At 67.3% G+C, this 20,327-nt stretch carries 15 protein-coding genes; 5 read left to right on the forward strand and 10 right to left on the reverse strand.

The window, feature by feature from the left end; genetic code table 11:
- Window positions 1-356: 356 nt before the first annotated feature.
- Window positions 357-1,811 carry a nucleobase:cation symporter-2 family protein gene (locus BLU17_RS08455; protein ID WP_091996275.1) on the forward strand — a complete coding sequence of 485 codons (1,455 nt, stop codon included), beginning with the start codon at window positions 357-359 and terminating at the stop codon, window positions 1,809-1,811.
- A gap of 193 nt (window positions 1,812-2,004) precedes the next feature.
- Here the strand turns inward: BLU17_RS08455 and BLU17_RS08460 are convergent, their stop codons facing one another.
- The 3 genes from BLU17_RS08460 to BLU17_RS08470 are packed head-to-tail and all read right to left on the reverse strand — an operon-like array spanning window position 2,005 to window position 8,101.
- Window positions 2,005-3,543, reverse strand: a complete 1,539-nt coding sequence (locus BLU17_RS08460; protein ID WP_091996276.1) for an efflux transporter outer membrane subunit — start codon at window positions 3,541-3,543, stop codon at window positions 2,005-2,007.
- Between the two features lies 1 nt (window position 3,544).
- On the reverse strand, window positions 3,545-6,811 hold the full coding sequence (locus BLU17_RS08465; protein ID WP_091996277.1) for an efflux RND transporter permease subunit: 3,267 nt from the start codon (window positions 6,809-6,811) through the stop codon (window positions 3,545-3,547).
- 15 nt (window positions 6,812-6,826) lie between these two features.
- Window positions 6,827-8,101, reverse strand: coding sequence for an efflux RND transporter periplasmic adaptor subunit (locus BLU17_RS08470; protein WP_091996278.1), 1,275 nt, complete (start codon window positions 8,099-8,101; stop codon window positions 6,827-6,829).
- A gap of 433 nt (window positions 8,102-8,534) precedes the next feature.
- Between BLU17_RS08470 and BLU17_RS08475 the strand changes: the two genes are divergently transcribed.
- Complete coding sequence (locus BLU17_RS08475; RefSeq protein ID WP_091996279.1) at window positions 8,535-9,188, forward strand: TetR family transcriptional regulator; 654 nt, start codon at window positions 8,535-8,537, stop codon at window positions 9,186-9,188.
- 81 nt (window positions 9,189-9,269) lie between these two features.
- On the opposite strand, the gene BLU17_RS08480 is transcribed toward BLU17_RS08475, so the two are convergent.
- Window positions 9,270-9,905, reverse strand: coding sequence for a cysteine hydrolase family protein (locus BLU17_RS08480; RefSeq protein ID WP_091996280.1), 636 nt, complete (start codon window positions 9,903-9,905; stop codon window positions 9,270-9,272).
- Window positions 9,906-10,061: 156 nt separating this feature from the next.
- Here BLU17_RS08480 and BLU17_RS08485 point away from each other — a divergent pair, with 156 nt between their 5' ends.
- Window positions 10,062-11,078 (forward strand): helix-turn-helix domain-containing protein, encoded by a 1,017-nt coding sequence (locus BLU17_RS08485; protein WP_091996281.1) that lies wholly within the window; start codon window positions 10,062-10,064, stop codon window positions 11,076-11,078.
- Window positions 11,079-11,097: 19 nt separating this feature from the next.
- Here BLU17_RS08485 and BLU17_RS08490 read toward each other — a convergent pair whose 3' ends face one another.
- The 6 genes from BLU17_RS08490 to BLU17_RS08515 form a co-directional block, all read right to left on the reverse strand.
- Window positions 11,098-11,847, reverse strand: a complete 750-nt coding sequence (locus BLU17_RS08490) for an SRPBCC family protein (protein WP_091996282.1) — start codon at window positions 11,845-11,847, stop codon at window positions 11,098-11,100.
- Between the two features lie 33 nt (window positions 11,848-11,880).
- Window positions 11,881-12,246, reverse strand: a complete 366-nt coding sequence (locus BLU17_RS08495) for a DUF427 domain-containing protein (RefSeq protein WP_091996283.1) — start codon at window positions 12,244-12,246, stop codon at window positions 11,881-11,883.
- A 295-nt stretch (window positions 12,247-12,541) separates the two neighbouring features.
- Window positions 12,542-13,051: a hypothetical protein gene (locus BLU17_RS08500; protein ID WP_091996284.1), complete on the reverse strand. Its 510-nt coding sequence runs from the start codon at window positions 13,049-13,051 to the stop codon at window positions 12,542-12,544.
- Between the two features lie 240 nt (window positions 13,052-13,291).
- Window positions 13,292-14,791 (reverse strand): DegQ family serine endoprotease, encoded by a 1,500-nt coding sequence (locus tag BLU17_RS08505; protein ID WP_091996285.1) that lies wholly within the window; start codon window positions 14,789-14,791, stop codon window positions 13,292-13,294.
- Between the two features lie 136 nt (window positions 14,792-14,927).
- Window positions 14,928-16,229 (reverse strand): ATP-binding protein, encoded by a 1,302-nt coding sequence (locus BLU17_RS08510; RefSeq protein ID WP_091996286.1) that lies wholly within the window; start codon window positions 16,227-16,229, stop codon window positions 14,928-14,930.
- A gap of 73 nt (window positions 16,230-16,302) precedes the next feature.
- Window positions 16,303-16,965 (reverse strand): response regulator, encoded by a 663-nt coding sequence (locus tag BLU17_RS08515; protein ID WP_091996287.1) that lies wholly within the window; start codon window positions 16,963-16,965, stop codon window positions 16,303-16,305.
- 419 nt (window positions 16,966-17,384) lie between these two features.
- Here BLU17_RS08515 and dacB point away from each other — a divergent pair, with 419 nt between their 5' ends.
- Window positions 17,385-19,073: a D-alanyl-D-alanine carboxypeptidase/D-alanyl-D-alanine endopeptidase gene (dacB, locus tag BLU17_RS08520; protein ID WP_091996330.1), complete on the forward strand. Its 1,689-nt coding sequence runs from the start codon at window positions 17,385-17,387 to the stop codon at window positions 19,071-19,073.
- A gap of 282 nt (window positions 19,074-19,355) precedes the next feature.
- Window positions 19,356-20,294, forward strand: coding sequence for a sterol desaturase family protein (locus tag BLU17_RS08525; protein WP_091996288.1), 939 nt, complete (start codon window positions 19,356-19,358; stop codon window positions 20,292-20,294).
- Window positions 20,295-20,327 lie beyond the last annotated feature (33 nt).

Below are 20,327 nucleotides of genomic sequence, written 5' to 3' on the forward strand. Positions count from 1 at the left end.
ATGCGGCATGGCCCGCCGCGCATTTTCGGCCTGCGCCGACGATGTGCGCGTCCATGCCGTCGCCGCCGTTTCGCCGCGGGGTTCACACGCCCTCCCTGTTACGCAAGGGCCTTCGAAGCCGGGAAACAAGGGGCTTCGCGCGTTGCGCCGCCGCATGTGCGTGGCGAGGCGGCACGCCCCGAAGCCGCCGCGCGCATACCGATCGCGCCGATTGCACCCTTATGTCGCCCCTGCGGCGGCGCGAGCGCATATCGTCCCCGGAAAGCACGGAATAGTCCCCAGCGGTCTTGTTGCATGTTTTCGTACCGCATACCTTGGAGGCCATATCCTTGAACAGAGAGACGGAGACAGACGACATGCAAGCCAAGGGCATTGAGGACCAGGCCGCCCAGCGGTCCGGCCAGAAGCAGGTCCATCCCTGCGACGAGCGCCTGCCGTTCGGCCAGTTGCTGACACTCGGCATCCAGCACGTGCTCGTGATGTATGCAGGCGCGGTCGCCGTGCCGCTCATCATCGGCGGCGCCATCGGGTTGCCGAAGGACCAGATCGCCTTCCTCATCAGCGCCGATCTTTTCGCCTGCGGCATCGCCACGCTGATCCAGACGCTCGGCCTGTGGATCTTCGGCATCCGCCTGCCCGTCATCATGGGCTGCACGTTCGCCTCGGTCGGCCCGATGATCGCCATCGGCACCAACCCCTCGCTCGGCATTCTCGACATTTTCGGCTCGACCATCGCCGCGGGCGCGATCGGCATTTTGATCGCGCCGATGATCGGCAAGCTGCTGCGCTTCTTCCCGCCCGTCGTGGTCGGCACCGTGATCGCCGTGATCGGCCTCTCGCTCATGGAAGTGGGCATCAACTGGGCCGCGGGCGGCGTCGGCAATCCCGACTACGGCAACCCCGTCTATCTCGGCCTGTCGCTGCTCGTGCTGATGCTGATCCTGCTCATCAACAAGTTCGGGCGCGGCTTCATCGCCAATATCTCGGTGCTGCTCGGCATCGTCGCGGGCTTCGCGATCGCCCTCGCGCTCGGGCGCGTGAATCTCGCCGGCATGGCGAGCGCGCCGTGGGTCGGCTTCGTCATGCCGTTCCACTTCGGCGTGCCGAAGTTCCACATCCTTCCGATCGCGACGATGGTGATCGTGATGTTCGTGACCTTCATCGAATCGACGGGGATGTTCCTCGCCGTGGGCGACATGGTCGATCGCCCCGTCGATCAGGCGACGCTCGTGCGCGGCCTGCGCGTAGACGGTCTCGGCACGATGATCGGCGGCATTTTCAACTCGTTTCCGCATACGTCGTTTTCGCAGAACGTCGGCTTGATCGGCGTGACGGGCGTGAAGAGCCGCTATGTATGCGCGATGGGCGGCGTGATTCTCGTGCTGCTCGGCCTCTTTCCGAAGATGGCGCAGATGGTCGCCTCGGTGCCGGCGTTCGTGCTGGGCGGCGCGGGCATCGTGATGTTCGGCATGGTGGCGGCGAACGGCATCAAGGTGCTCTCGCGCGTGGACTTCGTGAAGAACCAGCACAACCTGTTCATCGTCGCCGTGAGCGTGGGATTCGGCCTCGTGCCGGTGGTGTCGCCGCACTTCTTCGCGAAGCTTCCGCCCGCGCTTTCGCCGCTGCTCCATAGCGGCATCCTGCTCGCTTCGGTGTCGGCCGTGGTGCTGAACCTGATCTTCAACGGGGCGAAGAGCGAGAAGGCCGCCGAGCGCGCCATCCGCCGCGCCGGGCACGATCTCGAAGGCCGCCGCGATACGCAGCAGGCGCCGGATACGGGCCACGAAATGCCGCGCTCCGCGGCGCACTGAGTCGAACGTACCGGGTACGAACGAATTGCGTTGACGCGAGAGGTTCCCCGCTCGCCGGCGTCTCGTGCGGGCGGGGTCTTTTGCTGGTTCGGCGCCATGGGAAACCGTGGCGCCTTTTTTTGACGTTCGCGCGCAAAAAAAAAACGCCACGGTTTCCCGTGGCGTTTTTGCGTTCAAGCCGCTGCGAAGCGCGTCACCCGGCCGTCGCAGCCGAAGCCGCGACGGGCGCGCTGGCCGCGCCGTAGTCGACCGGCGCATCGGCCGGACGCGGCGTCTCGCCCGCGTGCTCGATCCAGCCGCCGCCGAGCGCACGGTACAGATCGACGAGGTTGGTCAGGCGCGCGAGCCGCGCCGTGATCAGCGTCTGCTGCGCCGTATAGAGGCTGGTTTGCGCGGTGAGGACCGGCAGATAGCTGTCCACGCCGTTCCTGTAGCGCAGCTCCGAGAGCGAAAGCGAGCGCTGGTTCGCGAACGTGTTGCGCTCGAGCGCCGTGATCTGCTGATCGTACGTGCCGCGCGCGGCCAGGCCGTCGGCCACTTCGCGGAACGCCGACTGGATCGACTTCTCGTAGTTGGCGATCTCGATGCGCTTCTCGACGTTCGCGAGTTGCAGGTTCGCGATATTCGAGCCGCCTTCGAAGATCGGCAGCGTGATTTGCGGCACGAAACTCCATGCCGCCGTGCCCGCCTTGAAGAGCCCGCCAAGCGTGAGGCTTTCGGTGCCGAACGCCGCCGTGAGCGAGATCTTCGGGAAAAACGCCGCGCGCGCGGCGCCGATGTTGGCGTTCGCCGCAAGCAGCGTCTGCTCCGCTTCCATGATGTCCGGACGCCGCGCGAGCAGGTCCGAAGGCAGCCCTGCCGGAATGTCGGTGAGCAAGGCCTGGCCGTCGAGCGGCAAGCCTTGCGGCAGGTCGTCCGGCAGCGGCTCGCCGATCAGCAGCACGAGCGCGTTCTCGGCCTGCGCGCGAGCGCGCAGTTGCGCCTGCAGGTTGGCCTGCGCCTGCTCGACGACGCTCTGCGCCTGGCGCAGATCGAGTTCGGTGCCGGTGCCGGTATCGAACTGCGCCTTCGTGATGTTGTACGAGTCCTGCGCCGTCTTGAGCGTTTCCTGCGTGACCTTCAGCAGGTCGTCGTCGGAGAGCATCGTCAGGTACTGGTCGGCGACTTCCGAAACCAGCGTGATTTCCGCCGCCTTGCGCGCATACGCCGTGGAGAGGTACTGCGCCAGCGCCTGGTCCTTCAGGCTGCGGATGCGCCCCCAGAAGTCGATTTCCCACGACGCCTGCAGGCCCACGTTGTACACGCTGTACGGATTGTTCGGCGCGGTCTGCAGGTTCCTCGGCACGCGCGTGCGCGAGTCCGTGGCCACGCCGTCGATGGCCGGGAACAGTTCGGCGCGCGTGATCTGATACTGCGCGCGCGCCGCCTCGACGTTGAGCACCGAAACACGCAGATCGCGGTTGTTCTTCAGCGCGATCTCAACGAGCTGCTGCAGACGCGGATCGACGAAGAACTCGCGCCAGCCAATGTCGGTCGCCGTGGCGCCGTTGGCGCTGCGGCCAACCCCGCCGCTCTCGCCCGTCGCGCCGGGCTGCGTCGCGTAGACGCCGCCCTGCGGGAAGGTCTGGGACACCGGCGCCTCGGGCCGGTGGTACCACGGCTCCATCGTGCAACCCGCGAGGACGGCGGCGGCCGCGGCGGCGGCCACTGCAATTACGGATAGTTTATGCATCTCAATGTCCTTCCTTGCCCGGGCCGCCGGCATTGCCGCCGCCACTCTCGCCACCGTCATTGCCGCCATTGCCACCCTGGCCGCCGGCATTGCCGTTCTCGTCGTCATGGTCGTGCGCATGGTGCTCTTCGTAGTGCTGGAGCGCGACGTCCGCGTCTTCCTTCTCGCCGGCGAACTTCGCGCGAATCACGACGAAGAACATCGGGATCATGAAGATCGCGAGGAACGTGGCCGTGACCATGCCGCCGATCACGCCCGTGCCGATCGCGTGCTGCGAAGCCGAACCCGCGCCGTTACTGATCGCGAGCGGCAGCACGCCGAGAATGAACGCCATCGACGTCATCAGGATCGGCCGCAGACGCAATCGCGAGGCTTCGAGCGCCGCTTCGATCGGCCCCATCTTCCCGTCGGCCTGCAGGTCGCGCGCGAACTCCACGATCAGAATCGCGTTTTTCGCCGAGAGACCCACGGTGGTCAACAGACCGACCTGGAAGAACACGTCGTTCTCGAGGCCGCGCAGCGTCACCGCAAGCAGGGCGCCGAGCACGCCGAGCGGCACCACCATGATGACCGCGAACGGAATCGACCAGCTTTCATACAGCGCCGCGAGACAGAGGAACACGACGAGGATCGAGATGCCGTAGAGAATCGGCGCCTGCGAACCGGACTGGCGCTCCTGGTACGACAGGCCCGTCCATTCGTAGCCGATGCCCGCGGGCAGCTTCGCCGCGATCTGCTCTATGGCGGTCATCGCCTGGCCCGTCGACTTGCCCTGGCTCGCCTGACCCTGGATTTCCATCGCCGAGATGCCGTTGTAACGCTCGAGCTTCGGCGAACCGAAGGTCCAGTGACCGGTCGCGAACGAGCTGAACGGCACCATCCCGCCCGAACCGTTGCGCACGTACCAGATGTTCATGTCCTCCGGCGTCATGCGGAACGGCGCGTCGGCCATCACGTACACCTTCTTGATACGGCCGTCCGTATCGAGGAAGTTGTTCACGTACTGCGACGCCCATGCGATCGAGAAGGTCTGGTCGACGGCCGCCGACGTCACGCCGAGCGCCTCGGCCTTCTCGCGGTCGATGTCGACCTGGAACTGCGGCGTGTCGTTCAGGCCGTTCGGGCGCACGAGCGCGAGCGACGGATCCTTCGCGGCCATGCCGAGCAGCATGTTGCGCGCCGCCATCAGCTTGTCGTGACCGACGCCGCCGCGATCCTGCAGCTCGAAGTCGAAGCCCGACGCGGTGCCGAGTTCCGGAATCGAAGGCGGATTCACCGGGATGATCATCGCGTCCTTGTAGGACGAGAAGTGCGCGAACATGCGGCCCACCAGCGCCTGGACCTTCTGGTCCGCGTGCTGACGCTCCTTGTAGTCCTTCAGGCGCACGAACACGAGACCCGAGTTCTGGCCGCGGCCCGCGAAGCTGAAGCCGTTCACGGTGAAGGTCGACTCGACGATGCTCTTTTCGTCGTCGAGCAGGTAGTTCTGGATGGTGGCGAGCGTGCGCGCCGTGGTTTCCTGGGTCGAGCCCGACGGCGTCTGCACGATCACGAACATCGTGCCCTGGTCTTCGTCGGGCAGGAACGACTTGGGCAGGCGCACGAACAGCAGGCCGACCGCGACGATCACCGCGAGATAGATGATGAGCCAGCGGCCCGAGCGCTTGATGACGTGGTGCACGCCGCTGTGATACTTGTCGCGGCTCGTCTCGAACGTGCGGTTGAACCAGCCGAAGAAGCCCTTCTTCTCCTCGTGGTGCCCCTTCGGAATCGGCTTGAGGATGGTCGCGCACAGCGCCGGCGTGAGAATCAGCGCGACGAGCACGGACAGCACCATCGCCGCCACGATCGTGAGCGAGAACTGCCGGTAGATCGCGCCGACCGAGCCGCCCGAAAACGCCACCGGCACGAACACGGCGGAAAGCACGAGCGCCACGCCGACCAGCGCGCCGGTGATCTGGCCCATGGCCTTGCGGGTCGCTTCCTTCGGCCCCAGCCCCTCTTCCACCATCACCCGCTCGACGTTCTCCACGACCACGATCGCGTCGTCCACGAGCAGGCCGATGGCGAGCACGAGACCGAACATCGACAGCGTGTTGATGGAGAAGCCCACCATTGCCATGATCGCGAACGTGCCCAGCAGCACCACCGGCACCGCGATGGTCGGAATCAGCGTCGCGCGCAGGTTCTGCAGGAACAGGTACATGACGAGGAACACCAGCACGATGCCTTCCAGCAGCGTCTTGATCACTTCCTCGATCGACAGGCGCACGAACGGCGTCGTGTCATACGGGTACTGCACGACGAGACCGTGCGGGAAGTACTTCGAGAGGTCGTCGATCTTCTGGCGCACGAGCTTCGCCGTCTGCAGCGCGTTGGCGCCCGTCGCGAGCTGGATGCCGAGGCCGGCCGTCGGCGCGCCGTTGTACTTCGTGTCGAAGTTGTAGTTTTCGCCGCCGAGGCTGATGCGCGCCACGTCCCTCAGACGCACCTGCGAGCCGTCCTGGTTCACCTTCAGCAGGATGTTGCCGAACTCTTCGGGCGTATGCAGCAGCGTCGATTCGGTGATGGTCGCCTGGAACGACTGCCCCGCCACCGCCGGCGTGCCGCCCAGCTGGCCACCCGCGATCTGCACGTTCTGCGCGGTGATCGCGGCTGTCACGTCGACAGGCGTGAGGCTGAAGTTCGTCAGCTTGTTCGGGTCGAGCCACACGCGCATCGCATACTGCGAGCCGAACAGCGTGACCGTGCCCACGCCGTCGATACGGCTGATCGGGTCCTGGATGTTCGACGCCACGTAGTTCGCGAGGTCGTACTTGGTCATGCTGCCGTCTTCGGACACGAACGCGAGCACGAGCAGGAAGCTGCTGCTCGACTTCGTGACCTTGATGCCGAGTTGCTGCACGACCTGCGGCAGGATCGGCGTGGCGAGCTGCAGCTTGTTCTGCACCTGCACCTGCGCGATGTCCGGGTTGGTGCCCGCGGCGAAGGTCAGCGTGATGGTGGCCGTGCCCGAGTCATCGGAAGTCGACGAGAGATACAGCAGGTGGTCGAGGCCGCTCATCTGCTGCTCGATCACCTGCGTGACCGTGTTTTCCACCGTCTTCGCCGAAGCGCCAGGGTAGGTCGCACTGATCTGAATGGACGGCGGCGCGATAGTCGGATACTGCGCGACCGGCAGCGTGAACACCGACGCCACGCCCGCCAGCATCAGGATGATGGCGATCACCCATGCAAAAATCGGGCGGTCGATAAAGAACTTTGCCATGAAGCAGGCTCCCGATTATTGCGCTGCGGAGGCGGCAGGCGCAGCCGAGGCGCCCTTCGCGCCCGATGCGGCGCCCGATGCCGGAGCGGCCGCGTTCGCATAGCCCGAAGCCGTCGCCATGTCGGCCGAGGGCGCGCCCGGTTTCGGCGGCGGCGGCAATTGCGCGGCGACGGGCTTGACCTGGTCGCCCGGCCTGGCCTTTTCGGTACCCTGCACGATCACGCGGTCGCCCGCGTTCAGACCGCTCTGGACGACCCAGTCCTGGCCCTGCGTGCCCGCGGTGGTGATCGGCGTCGGCACGACCTTGTCGTCCTTGTTGACGACGAGCACCGACGCCTGCCCCTTCTGGTCGTGCTGCACGCCGACTTGCGGCACGAGGAACGCGCTGTTGTTGATGCCTTCCTCGATGCGCGCGCGCACGAACATGCCCGGCAGCAGCACGCGGTCGGGGTTCGGGAAGATCGCGCGAACCGTGACCGAGCCCGTGGTCTGGTCGACCGTGACGTCGGTGAACTGGAGCTTGCCCTTCTCCGCATACGTGCGGCCGTCTTCGAGGACCAGCGAAACCTTCGCGGCGTTCGGGCCGTTGGTCTTCAGGCGCCCTTCCTGGATCTCGCGGCGCAGTTTCAGGCCCTCGAGGCTCGACTGCGTGACGTCCACGTACATCGGGTCCAGTTGCTGCACCGTCGACATGAGGGTTGCCGCGCTCGCCTGCACATAGGCGCCCGGCGTGACCTGCGAGATGCCGACCTGGCCCGTGACGGGCGAAATGACGTCGGTATAGCCGAGGTTGATCTGCGCGGTGTCCACGGAGGCCTTGCCGGCGGCGACGTCCGCCGCCGCCTGGCCCTGCGCGGAAACGGCGTTGTCGTAGTCCTGCTTGCTCACCGCGTTGGCCTGCACGAGCACCTTGTAGCGCGCGACCAGCGCGTTCTGCGTGACGAGGTTGGCCTGCGCCTTGGCGAGCGCGGCCTTGGCGTTGTTGAGCGCGGCGATATAGGGCGCCGGGTCGATCTTGTAAAGACGCTGGCCGGCCTTCACGATCGCGCCTTCGGTGAACTCGCGACGCAGGACGATGCCGTCGACCCGCGCGCGCACCTGCGCGACGAGATAGGCGCTGGTGCGGCCGGGAAGCTCGGACACGACCGGCACGGAGGCCGGCTGGACGGTGACGATACCGACTTCGGTAGTTTGCGGCGGCGGCGCCGACTGCTTTTGCCCGCAGGCTGCAAGCGCGATGGCAGCCGTCGCGACACTGATTAGGCGGAATGGAACCCGTTCGACGCGCATGGAGCGACCTCTGTCTATAACTGACAATAAAAGCGTGCGGCGTCCCGCAACGAGGAGGACGGCCACGCACGCCAGCATCTGGCAAATACCTGACGGATAAACCCGGTACTTCTTCTAGAAAGGCGCATTCCGGTCTGCACATCCGTCCGGGCGATACTGCCGCGCGCCACCCATGAGGCGTCGCGCATTGGGGTTTCTACGACCATTCGGCCAGTGACGGATATTAACCGGACATCACCCCTTGGAGCACCCTCATGGTGGGGTGCTATTATAGATACATTCGCGAACGAATGTAAAAGGACGCCTTACTACCTTTGAAGGAGTCTTCAGGCGTGATCCCCGCCTGATCTCCATATTACAAATCAATACATTACGATTCGCACCCTGATATTCCCGTTTGTCCATCCATACAACGCAACACAGTCATCCCATCATGGCCCGCCGCACGAAAGAGGAAGCGCTGGAGACGCGCAACCGGATCCTCGACGCCGCCGAACACGTCTTTTACGAGAAAGGCGTGTCGCGCACCTCGCTTGCCGATATCGCCCAGGCCGCGGGCGTGACGCGCGGTGCAATCTACTGGCATTTCGAGAACAAGGGCGACGTGTTTACGGCCATGTTCGACCGCGTGGTGCTGCCGCTCGACGAGCTGAAGGTGGCGTCGACGGACCCGGGCGAGCCCGACCCGCTCGCTCGCATGCGCGACCTCTGCATTCTGTGCCTGCGTAACACGGCAACCGACGCGCGCCGCCGCCGCGTGTTCGAGATCCTGTTCCTGAAGTGCGAGTTCGTCGAGGAGATGGGGCCGGTGATGGCGCGCCATCAGTCGGACATGCGCGAGGGGCTCGCGAGCATCGAGCAAGGCTTGCGCAATGCGATGTCGAAGGGCCAGTTGCCCGCCGACCTCGATCCGGGGCGCGCCTCGCGCGTGCTTCATTCGTTCATCAGCGGCGCGCTGCGCGACATGGCGATCCTGCCGGACGTATTCGACGTGGCGAGCAACGCCGAGCGGCACGTGGCCGCGATGCTCGACGCGCTGCGCTATAGCCCGGCGCTGCGCGTCGGCGCGGGCGAGCCCGACGCCTGAGCGCGGCGCGCCGTCTGGCGCCTTTCTTGCCGGGCGGCCTGCTGGAGAGGCCGCGTTCCACATGGTCTGTCAGCGCGCCATTCAGGCCGGCACGCGGTTCGCGCGCGCCCGCTGGTTCGAGGCGTAAATGGTGTCGCGTGCGAGCGGGGCGCCCGCCTTCACGGCGGCGAGCCATGCGTCGGTCGTCACGACCGCCGCGAAGCGTGAATGCATCACCACGCTGAACACGCGATGAATGTCCTCGGCGCTCGCCGCGCCCGCCTCGTTTGCGTACGGCACCGAGCCCGTCGCGTCGGAGAGAAACTCCACGGCAAGGCCCGCGTGGGTCGCTTCGAACACCGTGGAGGCATCGCAGTTGTGCGTCATGTAGCCCGCCACGGCGACGGTGTCGACGTCGCGCCCGGCCAGCCATGCCTCGAGATCGGTGCCCGCGAAGGCGCTCGGCAGCGATTTTTCGACGTAATGATCGCGCTCGCGCGAGGCGACGACCGGATGCAGCCCGGCGCCGACGCTGCCGCGCGCGAAGAGGGGCGAGTCCGCGGGCGCGAAGTTCTGCACCACCACGACCGGCACGCCGGCCGCGCGCGCGGCGTCCATCGCGCGGCCGATGTTGGCGAGCGAGGTTTCGACGGGGGGAAATTCGATCGGCAGATCGCCGCTTGTGTATTCGTTTTGCACGTCGATGACGACGAGCGCACGGCGCGGATTCGCGGACATGGCAGTGCCTCCAGGTGTGGTTCCGGCGTTGGAAAGGATCGACCGCTCGCCACGACGCACAGTCGATGACCGGATTGTGGCGCGATGCCCGCGCACACGACAGTGGCCCAAACGACAACTTTCGCTAGAATCGGGCCATTCGTCCCTGGGTCCGTCATGACAAATTCCGCCCGCTCCCTTCGCGCTTCCCGCCCGGCGGCGGCCGTCGATCTACGGGACGCGCCGCCGCGCGTCGCCGTGATCGCCTTCGACCGCATGAGCCCGTTCCATCTCTCGGTGCCTTGCGTCGTGTTCGGCGAAGACCGCAGCGACGGCGGCGTGCCGCCGTTCGAACTCGCCGTCTGCGCCGCGGAGCCAGGCACGCTCACCACCACGGCAGGCTTCACGATCGGCGCCCCCCACGGCCTCGAAGGACTGCGCGGCGCGGACGTCATCGTCGTCCCCAGTTGGCGCGACACGCACGAAGCGCCGCCTCCCCTGCTCTGCGAAGCACTCCGCGAGGCCCACGCGCGCGGCGCGATCCTGGTCGGCCTTTGCCTCGGCGCCTATGTCCTCGCGCACGCCGGGCTGCTCGATGGCCGCCCGGCCACCACGCACTGGGCCGCCGCCGCCGACTTCGCGCAGCGCTTTCCGGCGGTGCGCTTCGATCCCGGCGTGCTCTACGTCGACGACGGCGAACTGCTCACGTCGGCAGGCACGGCGGCGGGGCTCGACTGCTGCCTGCACCTGATGCGGCGCCTGTGCGGCTCGAGCGTCGCGAACTACGTCGCGCGCCGGCTCGTCGTGCCGCCGCACCGCCAGGGAAGTCAGGCGCAATACGTGCAGCAGCCGCTCGCGGCGGCCGGGCGCGGCGATCGCCTCGCGGGACTGCTCGACTGGATCCGCGCCCATCTCGACGCGCCGCACACGCTCGACTCGCTCGCCCAGCGGGCGTTGATGAGCCGGCGCACCTTCACGCGCCAGTTCCGCTTGACGACGGGATCGACCGTGAGCGCGTGGCTGCTCGGCGAACGCCTCGCCCACGCGCAACAGTTGCTCGAGAGCACCGATCAGCCGATCGACGCGATCGCGCAGCACGCGGGCTTCGGCTCGGCCGCGTCGTTGCGACAGCATTTCGTGGAAGCGTTCAGGACTTCGCCGTCGGCGTGGCGGCGCGAGTTTCGGGGATCATGAGAGACACGGGATGCGCCGTTCAGCCCGCCGTGAACCAGCGGGCCACGTATAGCAGCAACGCGACGAAAAAGATCATCGCCGCCCAGGCCCAGTAGGGCATCGCGTGCGGCGGCGGCTCGTGATGCAGCGTGCTTGCCGCGCGGCCCGAGAGCGTGCCGCCCGCGTGGTGCGGCAGGATATGCGCGCGCCGCGCGAGACCGGTGAGGCTGATCGGCCGCAGGAATACGTGCTGCCGGCGCGGCTGTTCGCCCGCTACGCGGTTCGGCGCCTGGCCGTGCTTGGCCGCCACCACGGCGCAGAACTCCGTGAAGAAATCGTCGGCGAGCTCGTGCAACGCGTTCTCGATCTGGCGCGGCGGCAGGTCGGAGAGCGGCCCGGTGAGCGTCGCCCACACCGAGTAATCAATACGCGTGCTGGCGGCGTTGCCCGCCCCCGTTTCCTTCGCCGCCACCGCGCGCTCCTCCGGGCGCAACGCCACGTCGATCTGCCCGCGCAGCGAGCCGATGCCGTCCGCGCGCGCCCGGAAGCTCAGCACGCGGCGCGGCGTGAGCGGCACCTGCGCGGAGTCATTCGCGATGTGAGCGCGCACTTCGTAGCGCGCGCGCAGCGGACCGAGCGGCACCGTGAGCGTGATCGCGTATTCGCCGGGACCCAGTCGCCGGAACGACTCGCAATGCTCCATGCTCGCGCGCACGAGCGCGACATCCTGCAGCGCCGCCCAGACAGCGGACGGTTCGAGCGGAATCCTCAACGCATCGTTCAGTTCCATGGCGGCTTCCTCTATGCACGCTGCCCGGTCATTTCAGGAGGTCTGATCGATCCGGTCCACGCGGCTCGCGTAGAAAGCCAGATAGCCCTCGATGCCGCGCGCGCCATCCAGCGGCGCTTCGTAGCTCCAGGCGGCGTCCTCGACGCGCCCGTCTTCCGTTCGTAGATGGAAATAGGTCGCCTCGCCCTTGTAGGGACAATGCGAGGTACGCGGGGAACGCTCGAGCCGCGCCATGTTCACGTCGGGGCGCGGGAAATAGAAGACATCGGGATAGCCGGTTTCGCAAAGCGTGACGGCGCGCAGCGTGTCGGCAATGGTGATGCCGCCGTGAATCACCCGTACACGGTGACGGTTCGCGACGATGTCGATGCGATGGGCAGCATCCGGTTCGACCGCCATGTTCGGCTCCCCTGTTGGTAGGCGGCGCCCGTGGCGCCCTGCCCTCGCCGGACGGCGGCAAGCCGCTCCGGTTCGCCTGGCGCGCACCCCTTGGCGCGCGTTCCGTGCTAGTTCCCGGGTTGGCCGCCCATCGATCGCCGCGCTGCCGACGGCAGCGAAATCGCCCGCGCTCCGCCGAAGCGGTCGGGGGCCACCCCATGGCTGCATTATCGGCCAAACTCAGCCGCGCTGCGCGAATCTTATGCGCGGCGAGCGTGCGGCGGCGCGCCAGCGCACCCTGCCGGCCCGGCGCGCCTTACCAGATGAAAGACGCTCGCGCGCTGCCGTTGGAGCCCACGGTGACGGTGCTCGTCTTGTCGACGCCCGCGTGGCTCACGTGCACGTTGTAGCGGCCCGGCCGCACTCTCACGAGCATATACGGCCCGCGGGAGGTCGTATCGAGCACGCTGGCGCCGTGCGAGTCGGTGATCTGCACGTGAACGTCCGCGAGATACTCGCCGCCACGCCCCGTGAAGCGCAGCGAAAGCGGCCACTCGTGCTGAGCGCCGAGCAGCGCCTTCGATTCGTCGAGGCCCACGCCGCCCGAAACGTACGACACGGCGCCCTGCTGCTGGACCTGCGGCATGCCCCCGCCATTGGTGTTGCCCGCGCTCGTGTTGTCGGTGGTCGTGCCGCCGACCGTGCCCGACGCATCAGCTTGCTGCGCCGCCGCGCCGCCCGCGTGGCCGAACGCCAGGAAGGCGGCGGCGAGGATTGTCGCGTAAGCGGTGGACTGGGCGGGGCGCGAGTTGCGGAATCTCTTCATCGATCGCTCCTCTTCAGGTTGACTGCGGCCACATGGTCGAGCAAGGCGCATGCCCGTTTCGTCCGATGCGGCGAAGGCATTGGAGGTATAGCCGACGGCGCGCTTTGCTTGCCCGACGCGACCCCGGAAACGCCGCTGCCGCCAGGCGCGAGGCCAACGGCGGCAGCAAAAGAACGCGCTGGAACGAACCTGCTCTGGCCGCGAATCCGGCGCACGGAGCCGGATTCGCGGCAGCAGGGATCAGCCGAGATCGACGGGCACGAAAATCTGCGCGTCGTCTCGCTGGATGAGAAGCGCGATGCTGTTGCCTGCCCGCGAAATCATCTGCTTGAGTTGCTCGGCGCTCGTCACCGGGCGGCCGTTCACGGCGAGGATCACGTCGCCCGGCTGCACACCGGCGTTCTCGGCCGCGCCGCCCGACTGCTCGACCAGCAGGCCGTGATCGAGCGAATTGTTGCTCTTCTCGTCAGGCGTGAGCGGACGCACTGCGACGCCGAGGCGCCCCTGCATCTGCGACTGCGGCGTGTCGTTCGAGGCCACCTTCGCGTCGCCGAGCGTGCCGATGGTCGCCGTGAGGTTCTTCGTGCCCTTGTCGCGCCACACCTGGATATCGGCCTTCGTGCCGGGCTTCATGCCCGCGATGAGCGACGGCAGATCGGACGACTCGTCCACCGCCTGACCGTTCACGGAAACGATCACGTCGCCGGGCTTCAGCCCTGCCCTCGCGGCCGGGCCGTTCGCGTCGACCGAGCTCACCAGCGCGCCGTGCGGCTTGTCCATGCCGAACGAATCGGCGAGCGTCTGGTTCATCGACTGCACCGCGACGCCAAGACGCCCGCGGCTCACGTGGCCGGTCTTGACGAGGTCGTCCTTGACCTTCATCGCCTCATTGATCGGGATTGCGAACGAAAGGCCCTGGAAGCCGCCAGTCTGCGAATAGATCATCGAGTTGATGCCGATGACTTCGCCTTGCAGATTGAAGAGCGGGCCGCCCGAATTGCCGGGATTGACCGGCACGTCGGTCTGGATGAACGGCGTGTAGTTCTCGTCGGGCAGCGAGCGCGACTTCGCGCTGATGATGCCCGAGGTCACCGTGTTGTCGAAGCCGTACGGCGAGCCGATCGCCACCACCCACTGGCCGACCTTGCTCTGGCGCGGGTCGCCGATCTTCACGGTCGGCAGGTCCTTCGCGTCGATCTTCAGCACGGCGACATCGGACTGCTTGTCCGCGCCCACGACCTTCGCCTTGAACTCGCGCTTGTCGGTGAGCTTCACCGTCACGACGTTGGCGCCGTCCACGACGTGCGCGTTCGTGAGAATGTAGCCGTCCGCGCTGATGATGAACCCCGAGCCGAGGCTCGCGCTCGGCGTGTCGGCCTGCGGCCCGCCGTCGCCGCCCATGCCGGGCACGCCGCCATAGAAGTGCTTGAAGAACTGGTAAAACGGATCGCTCGGATCGATCGGCAGTTGCTGCGGACCGCTGCCGCCGCTGCGCAGGGACGTCTGCTTCACGACGTGCTTGGCGCTGATGTTGACCACCGCCGGCCCGTAGGTTTCCACGAGGCCGGAGAAGTCGGGAATGCCGGTTTTGGCCGCGGCTTCGGCCGGCATCATCGCGGCCTGCGCCTGCGAGATGACCTGCGGCGCCGGCACGTCGCGGTGCCCGGCTACGTACCCCGCCGACAACGCGACGGCCACGGCGGCTGCCACAGCACTGCGGGTAATAACTTTGGTATTCATTGCGGACTCCTTGCGCGGGTACTGATCACGACGTACCGAAGCGTAAGCCGTATCGCTTAAAGGAGTCTTAAGCAGGCGCAATTCGCGCAAACGCCCGCGAACGACCGTCGCACGGGCATTTGCGGGCGCTGAAAATTCAGAAGCGCACGTCTACGAGGAGCCCGCCCGCGGGCGAATCGCCGAGCGTGATCGTCGCGTCGTGCTGATCGGCGATACGCCGCACGATCGCGAGTCCGAGACCCGTGCCCGCCACATCGGTGCGCGCGCGGTTCGCGCCCGCGCCCACGCGATAAAAGCGATCGAACACGCGCGCGCGCTCGTTCACGGGAATGCCGGGTCCGCTGTCCGCGATGCGCACGCGCGGATGGCCCTCCTCCACGACGAGGCTCACGTCCACGCGGCCGCCTGCGGGCGTGTACTTCGTGGCGTTGTCGAGCAGATTGTTGAACATGACGCGCAGCGCATCGGCGTCGCCGTGCACGCTCGCCGCCGCGCTTTCCTCGATGCCGAGATCGACGCCGCGCTGCTGCGCAAGCGGCGCATAGTTGAGCACGCAATCGTCGAGCAGCGCATGGAGGTCCACGTCGCGCGCGCGCGCGTGGCCATCGGGCTCCGAACGCGCGAGCGCGAGCAGTTGCTCGGCGAGGCGCGTGGCGCGGGTCACGCCCGCCTGCAGATCGGCGAGCGCTTCGCGACGCGTTTCGTCGTCCCTTGCGCGCGCGACGAGCTGTGCCTGGATCTGCACGGCCGCGAGCGGCGTGCGCAGTTCGTGCGCGGCATCGGCGACGAAGGCCTTTTGCGTGTCGAGCGCCTGCGCGAGACGTTCGAGCAGCGCGTTCAACGCGTGCACGAGCGGCGTAACCTCGCGCGGCAGGCGCTCCTCGGGCAGCGGATCGAGCGCTTCCGGATGGCGCGTGTCGAGCGCGCGCGCGACGCGCGAAAGCGGCTTGAGCCCGCGCCCGACCACCATCCACACCGCGAGCCCGAGGAACGGCAGCAGCACGATGAGCGGCCAGAGCGTGCGCAGCGCCACGTTCGCCGCAAGCCGGTTGCGCACGGAAACGGGCTGCGCGAGCTGCACCACGTTGTCGCCGACTATCGCGCCGTATACGCGCCAGTCGCCGCGGTCGGTGCGCTCGGTCGAAAAGCCGAGTTCCGCGCGCGGCGCGAGCGGCGCGCGCGGATGCGAGTAGTACATGAGCACGCCGTTGCGATTCCAGATCTGCAGCACGATGCCTTCGTCACCGGTATCGCGCGAGCTGAGGATTTCGTTGAACGGCTCGGAGGGCAGCGCCTCGGCGATTTCCTGCAACTGGTAGTCGAACAGCTCGTTGGCCTCGGCGAGCGCCTGGCGATAGATCAGCCAGCCCGCGAGCCCCACGCCCGCGACGACGATCGCGAGCAGCCAGAACAGCAGTTGTCGTCGGATCGAACTCATCGGCTAAGTGGGGCTCCCGCGCGCTTCGTGCCGCGCTTTGCTTCGCGCTTCGTGTCCTGCCTCGCGGGCGACTTCATGCGTCTTTCGCGATCATGTAGCCGAGGCCGCGCACGTTGCGGATCAGGTCGGCGCCGAGCTTCTTGCGCAGCGCGTGGATATAGACTTCGACCGTATTGCTGCCGATCTCCTCGCCCCAGCCGTACATCTTCTCTTCGAGCTGCGTTTTCGAGAGCACCGCGCCCGGGCGCGCGAGCAGCGCTTCGAGCAGCGCGAATTCGCGCGCCGACAGCGCGACGGGCGCGCCGTCCTGGGTCACCTGGTGCGAAGCCGGATCGAGCGTGATCGAGCCGTGGCGGATGGTCGAGTCGCTGCGGCCCGCCTGGCGGCGGATCAGCGCGCGCATGCGCGCGCCCAGTTCGTCGAGGTCGAAGGGCTTGATGAGATAGTCGTCGGCGCCGGCGTCGAGGCCCTTCACGCGGTCGGCCACGGCGTCGCGCGCGGTGAGGATCAGCACGGGCAGCGCCGCGCCGCGCGCGCGCAGCGTGCGCAGCACGTCGAGGCCGTCGCGGCGCGGCAATCCGAGATCGAGCAGCATGAGATCGTAGGAATCGGCGCTCGCGGCCGAGAGCGCGGCGTCGCCGTCCTCGACCCAGTCGACCGCAAATCCTTCGCCGCGCAGCGCCTTGCGCACGCCCTCGGCGATCATGCGGTCATCTTCGACTAGCAGTATGCGCATCGTAATGGATTGGCAAGGCGGCAATACGGCGCCGCACTGCGTGAATTATGGCGATGCGTGCATTCTAGCGCCTGAACAGGGGCGCCGCGCCGCGGGGGGTTGCACGACCGGCCATGAGGCCAATGCCTCGCGCCGCGGCCGAAGTTCGATCCGCGCCTCACGTTGGGCCACGTTGCGCCACGCTTCTCGCCGGCTTTTCTCGCCCGTAATGCGCGCGCACGACGCGACGTCTTTACAATGTGCGCTTTTGCGGCGCGCGACGCCGCGATACAAGCGCGTTCGCTTACGCCGCGCCTGCATCGCGCGCGAATCTTGCGAAGCCCGCCGCAAAACTTTCGCGTCCGCGCAGCACTGGCGAGCCTCTCCACTCGCCCGTCGCGCGCGGCCCCTGCACTGCCGCACTCGCCCGAACGCTTTTCATGCTGCCCGCTTCGCTGTCCCGCCTACGCACTTTGTTCAGACTGCCCGCCTCGCTTGCCGGCCGCCCGCATGACGCGAGCGCAAGCCGCACGCATCGCCCCCCGAAGCCGCTGACCCTCGCGCTCGCCTGTGCCGCGCTCGCCGCGAGCTTCGCGGCCGTGCCGGCGGCGCATGCGCAGCCCGAGGGCGCGCGCGTGCCGACGGTCAACGTGACCACCGTGCTCCCGCCCACCGTGATGGCGGGCCTCGAACATGCGCACGTGCCGCTCTCCTCGGTGAGCGTGGTGATCGAGAAAGTGGGCGACCGCCAGCCCAGCGTCGCCGTGAACGCCGGCCAGCCGATGATGCCCGCCTCGACGATGAAGCTCGTCACGACGTGGAGCGGCCTCTCGATGCTCGGCCCCGACTATCGATGGAAGACGAGCGCCTATACCGACGGCGAGATCGACGCGAGCGGCACGCTGCACGGCAATCTCTATATCAAGGGCACCGGCGACCCGAAGCTCGTCCCCGAGGAGCTGATCGACCTCGTGCAGAAGATTCGCGCGGCCGGCGTGGCGCGCATCGACGGCGCGCTCGTGCTCGACAAGAGCGAGTTCGACGCCTCGACGCGCGACCTGCCCTCGTTCGACGGCGACGACAGCGCGCCCTACAACGTCGGCCCCGACCCGCTCATGTACGCGTTCAAGTCGGTCTCGTTCACGTTCTCGCCCTCGCGCGAAGGCGTCTCGATCGACGTGGTGCCGCCCGTCGCGCAGTGGCAGATCGACAACCAGATCCGCGAGCGCGGCGGCGCGTGCGGCGGCATGCTGCCGAGCCCGCAAGTCTCGCCTGGCGGCAACGGCGTCGTCACCGCGAGCTTCGCGGGCAGCTACGCCATGCGCTGCGGCGACCGCACGCTCAACATGGCCGCGCCCGTCGATCACAGCACGTTCTTCGCCGACGGCTTCCTCGCGCTCTGGCAGCAAACGGGCGGCAGCCTCTTCGCCACGCCGGGCGGCGCGGTGCGCGAAGGCGTCGTGCCGCCGCGCGCGCGCCTGCTCGCGGTCCATCAGAGCCCGCCGCTCTCGGACGTCGTGCACGACATCAACAAGTTCAGCAACAACGTGATGGCGCGCAATCTGTTCCTCACGCTCGGCGCCGTCGAGGGCAAGCCTCCCTCGACCCCCGCGAAAGCCGCCGCCGCCGTCAACACGTTCCTGCGGCGCGGCGGCCTTTCGATGCCCGAACTCGTGCTCGACAACGGTTGCGGCTTATCGCGCGAAGAGCACGTCAGCGCGCTTTCGCTCGCGAACCTGCTGCAAAACGCGAACGCGAGTCCGGTCGCGCAGGTGTTCATCGACTCGCTGCCGATCGTGGGCGTGGACGGCACGATGCGCAACCGCCTCACCAACGCGGGCGTGGGAGGCAACGCGCACATCAAGACGGGCACGCTGCGCGACGTGCGCGCGATTGCCGGCTACGTGGCTGCCGAAAACGGCGAGAGCTGGATCGTGGTGAGCCTCATCAACGATCCGCGCGCCGAGGCTGCGCGCGCCGCGCACGACGCGCTGCTCGAGTGGGTCTACAAGGGCATGCCCGAAGAAAAGCCCGTATACGTGGAGCCGCATCCCAAGCGTGCCGCGAAAGCCCCGAAGGTGGCGAAGGCCACGCACAGGCCCGCCGTCAGGGCGCGCGGCGCGCATTGATCGCGCAACGATCCCGCACTGATCGCGCGCCGGGCCCGCGTTGCCCCTGCACCGGGCGCGCCGGGCTCGAAGTTTTCCTCTAGCAAAGCCCCGCCCGCCTTACCCGTGAGGCGTGTACTCTGGCGGGCAAAGGTGAAAACCGCGTCATAAAAATCGGTCATACGCGGTCGGCCATCGAGCCGCGCGCCATCAGAACACGCATCTACGCGGCCATCACGATACGAGACAACAAACGCCGCGCTGCCCGCCAGCGCCGCTCACGGGACAAGGAGGACGAGGCTCATGCAGTTCGATGCGCAATGGCTGCTGCTCGCGCTCGCCCCCGTCTTTCTTGCCTGCATCGGCTATGAGGCCTGGTCTCTGTCCCGTACGCGCCCCGGCGCCTCGCTCTATAGCTGGCCCGACACGCTCTGCAATGCCGCGCTCGCGCTCATGCACCAGAGTGCCGACAAGCTCGCATGGCTCGTCGCGATTCCCGTCTACGCTTACGTCTACCGGCACTTCCGGCTCGTTTCGTGGCAGCCGGGATGGCTCGCGTGGTTCGCGCTCTTCGTCGCGCAGGACCTGCTCTACTATGTCTTTCATCGCGCGAGCCACCGCGTGCGCTGGCTTTGGGCCGCACACGTCGTCCATCATTCGTCGGAGCGCCTGAACCTCTCGACGGCGTTTCGCCAGAGCCTCATGTATCCCGTCGCGGGCATGTGGGTGTTCTGGATCCCGCTCGCCATGCTCGGCTTCACGCCCACGCAGATCGTCGCGGTCGTGCTCGTCAATCTCGCGTTCCAGTTCTTCGTGCACACCCAGGCAATCGGGAAGCTGGGCACGCTCGAATACGTGTTCAACACGCCGTCGATGCATCGCGTTCATCACGCTCGCAACGCGCGCTATATCGATCGCAATTACGCGGGCGTGCTCGCGATCTGGGACCGCATGTTCGGCAGCTACACCGACGAAGACGAACACGACCCGCCCGAATACGGCATCGTCAAACCGCTCGCGTCGTGCAATCCGCTCACGGCGACATTTCACGAATGGCTCGCGATGGCGCGAGATTTCGCGCGCATGCCCGACTGGCGTTCGCGCCTTGCCGCGCTGTTCGCGCCGCCGGACTGGTGCGAGCGCCACGACGCGCTGCGCGTCCCGCCCGGAGGCGCGGCGCAGGCGCGCCAACGCGTGCCGGAAAACAACACCGAGGGTGAGTTCGGGTCGCGCAATACGTGAGAGATTGCGTAGTCTGTCGGCCTTGCCCCGACC

Origin of the sequence: Paraburkholderia lycopersici, assembly GCF_900096975.1 — a bacterium.
GTDB lineage: Bacteria > Pseudomonadota > Gammaproteobacteria > Burkholderiales > Burkholderiaceae > Paraburkholderia > Paraburkholderia lycopersici.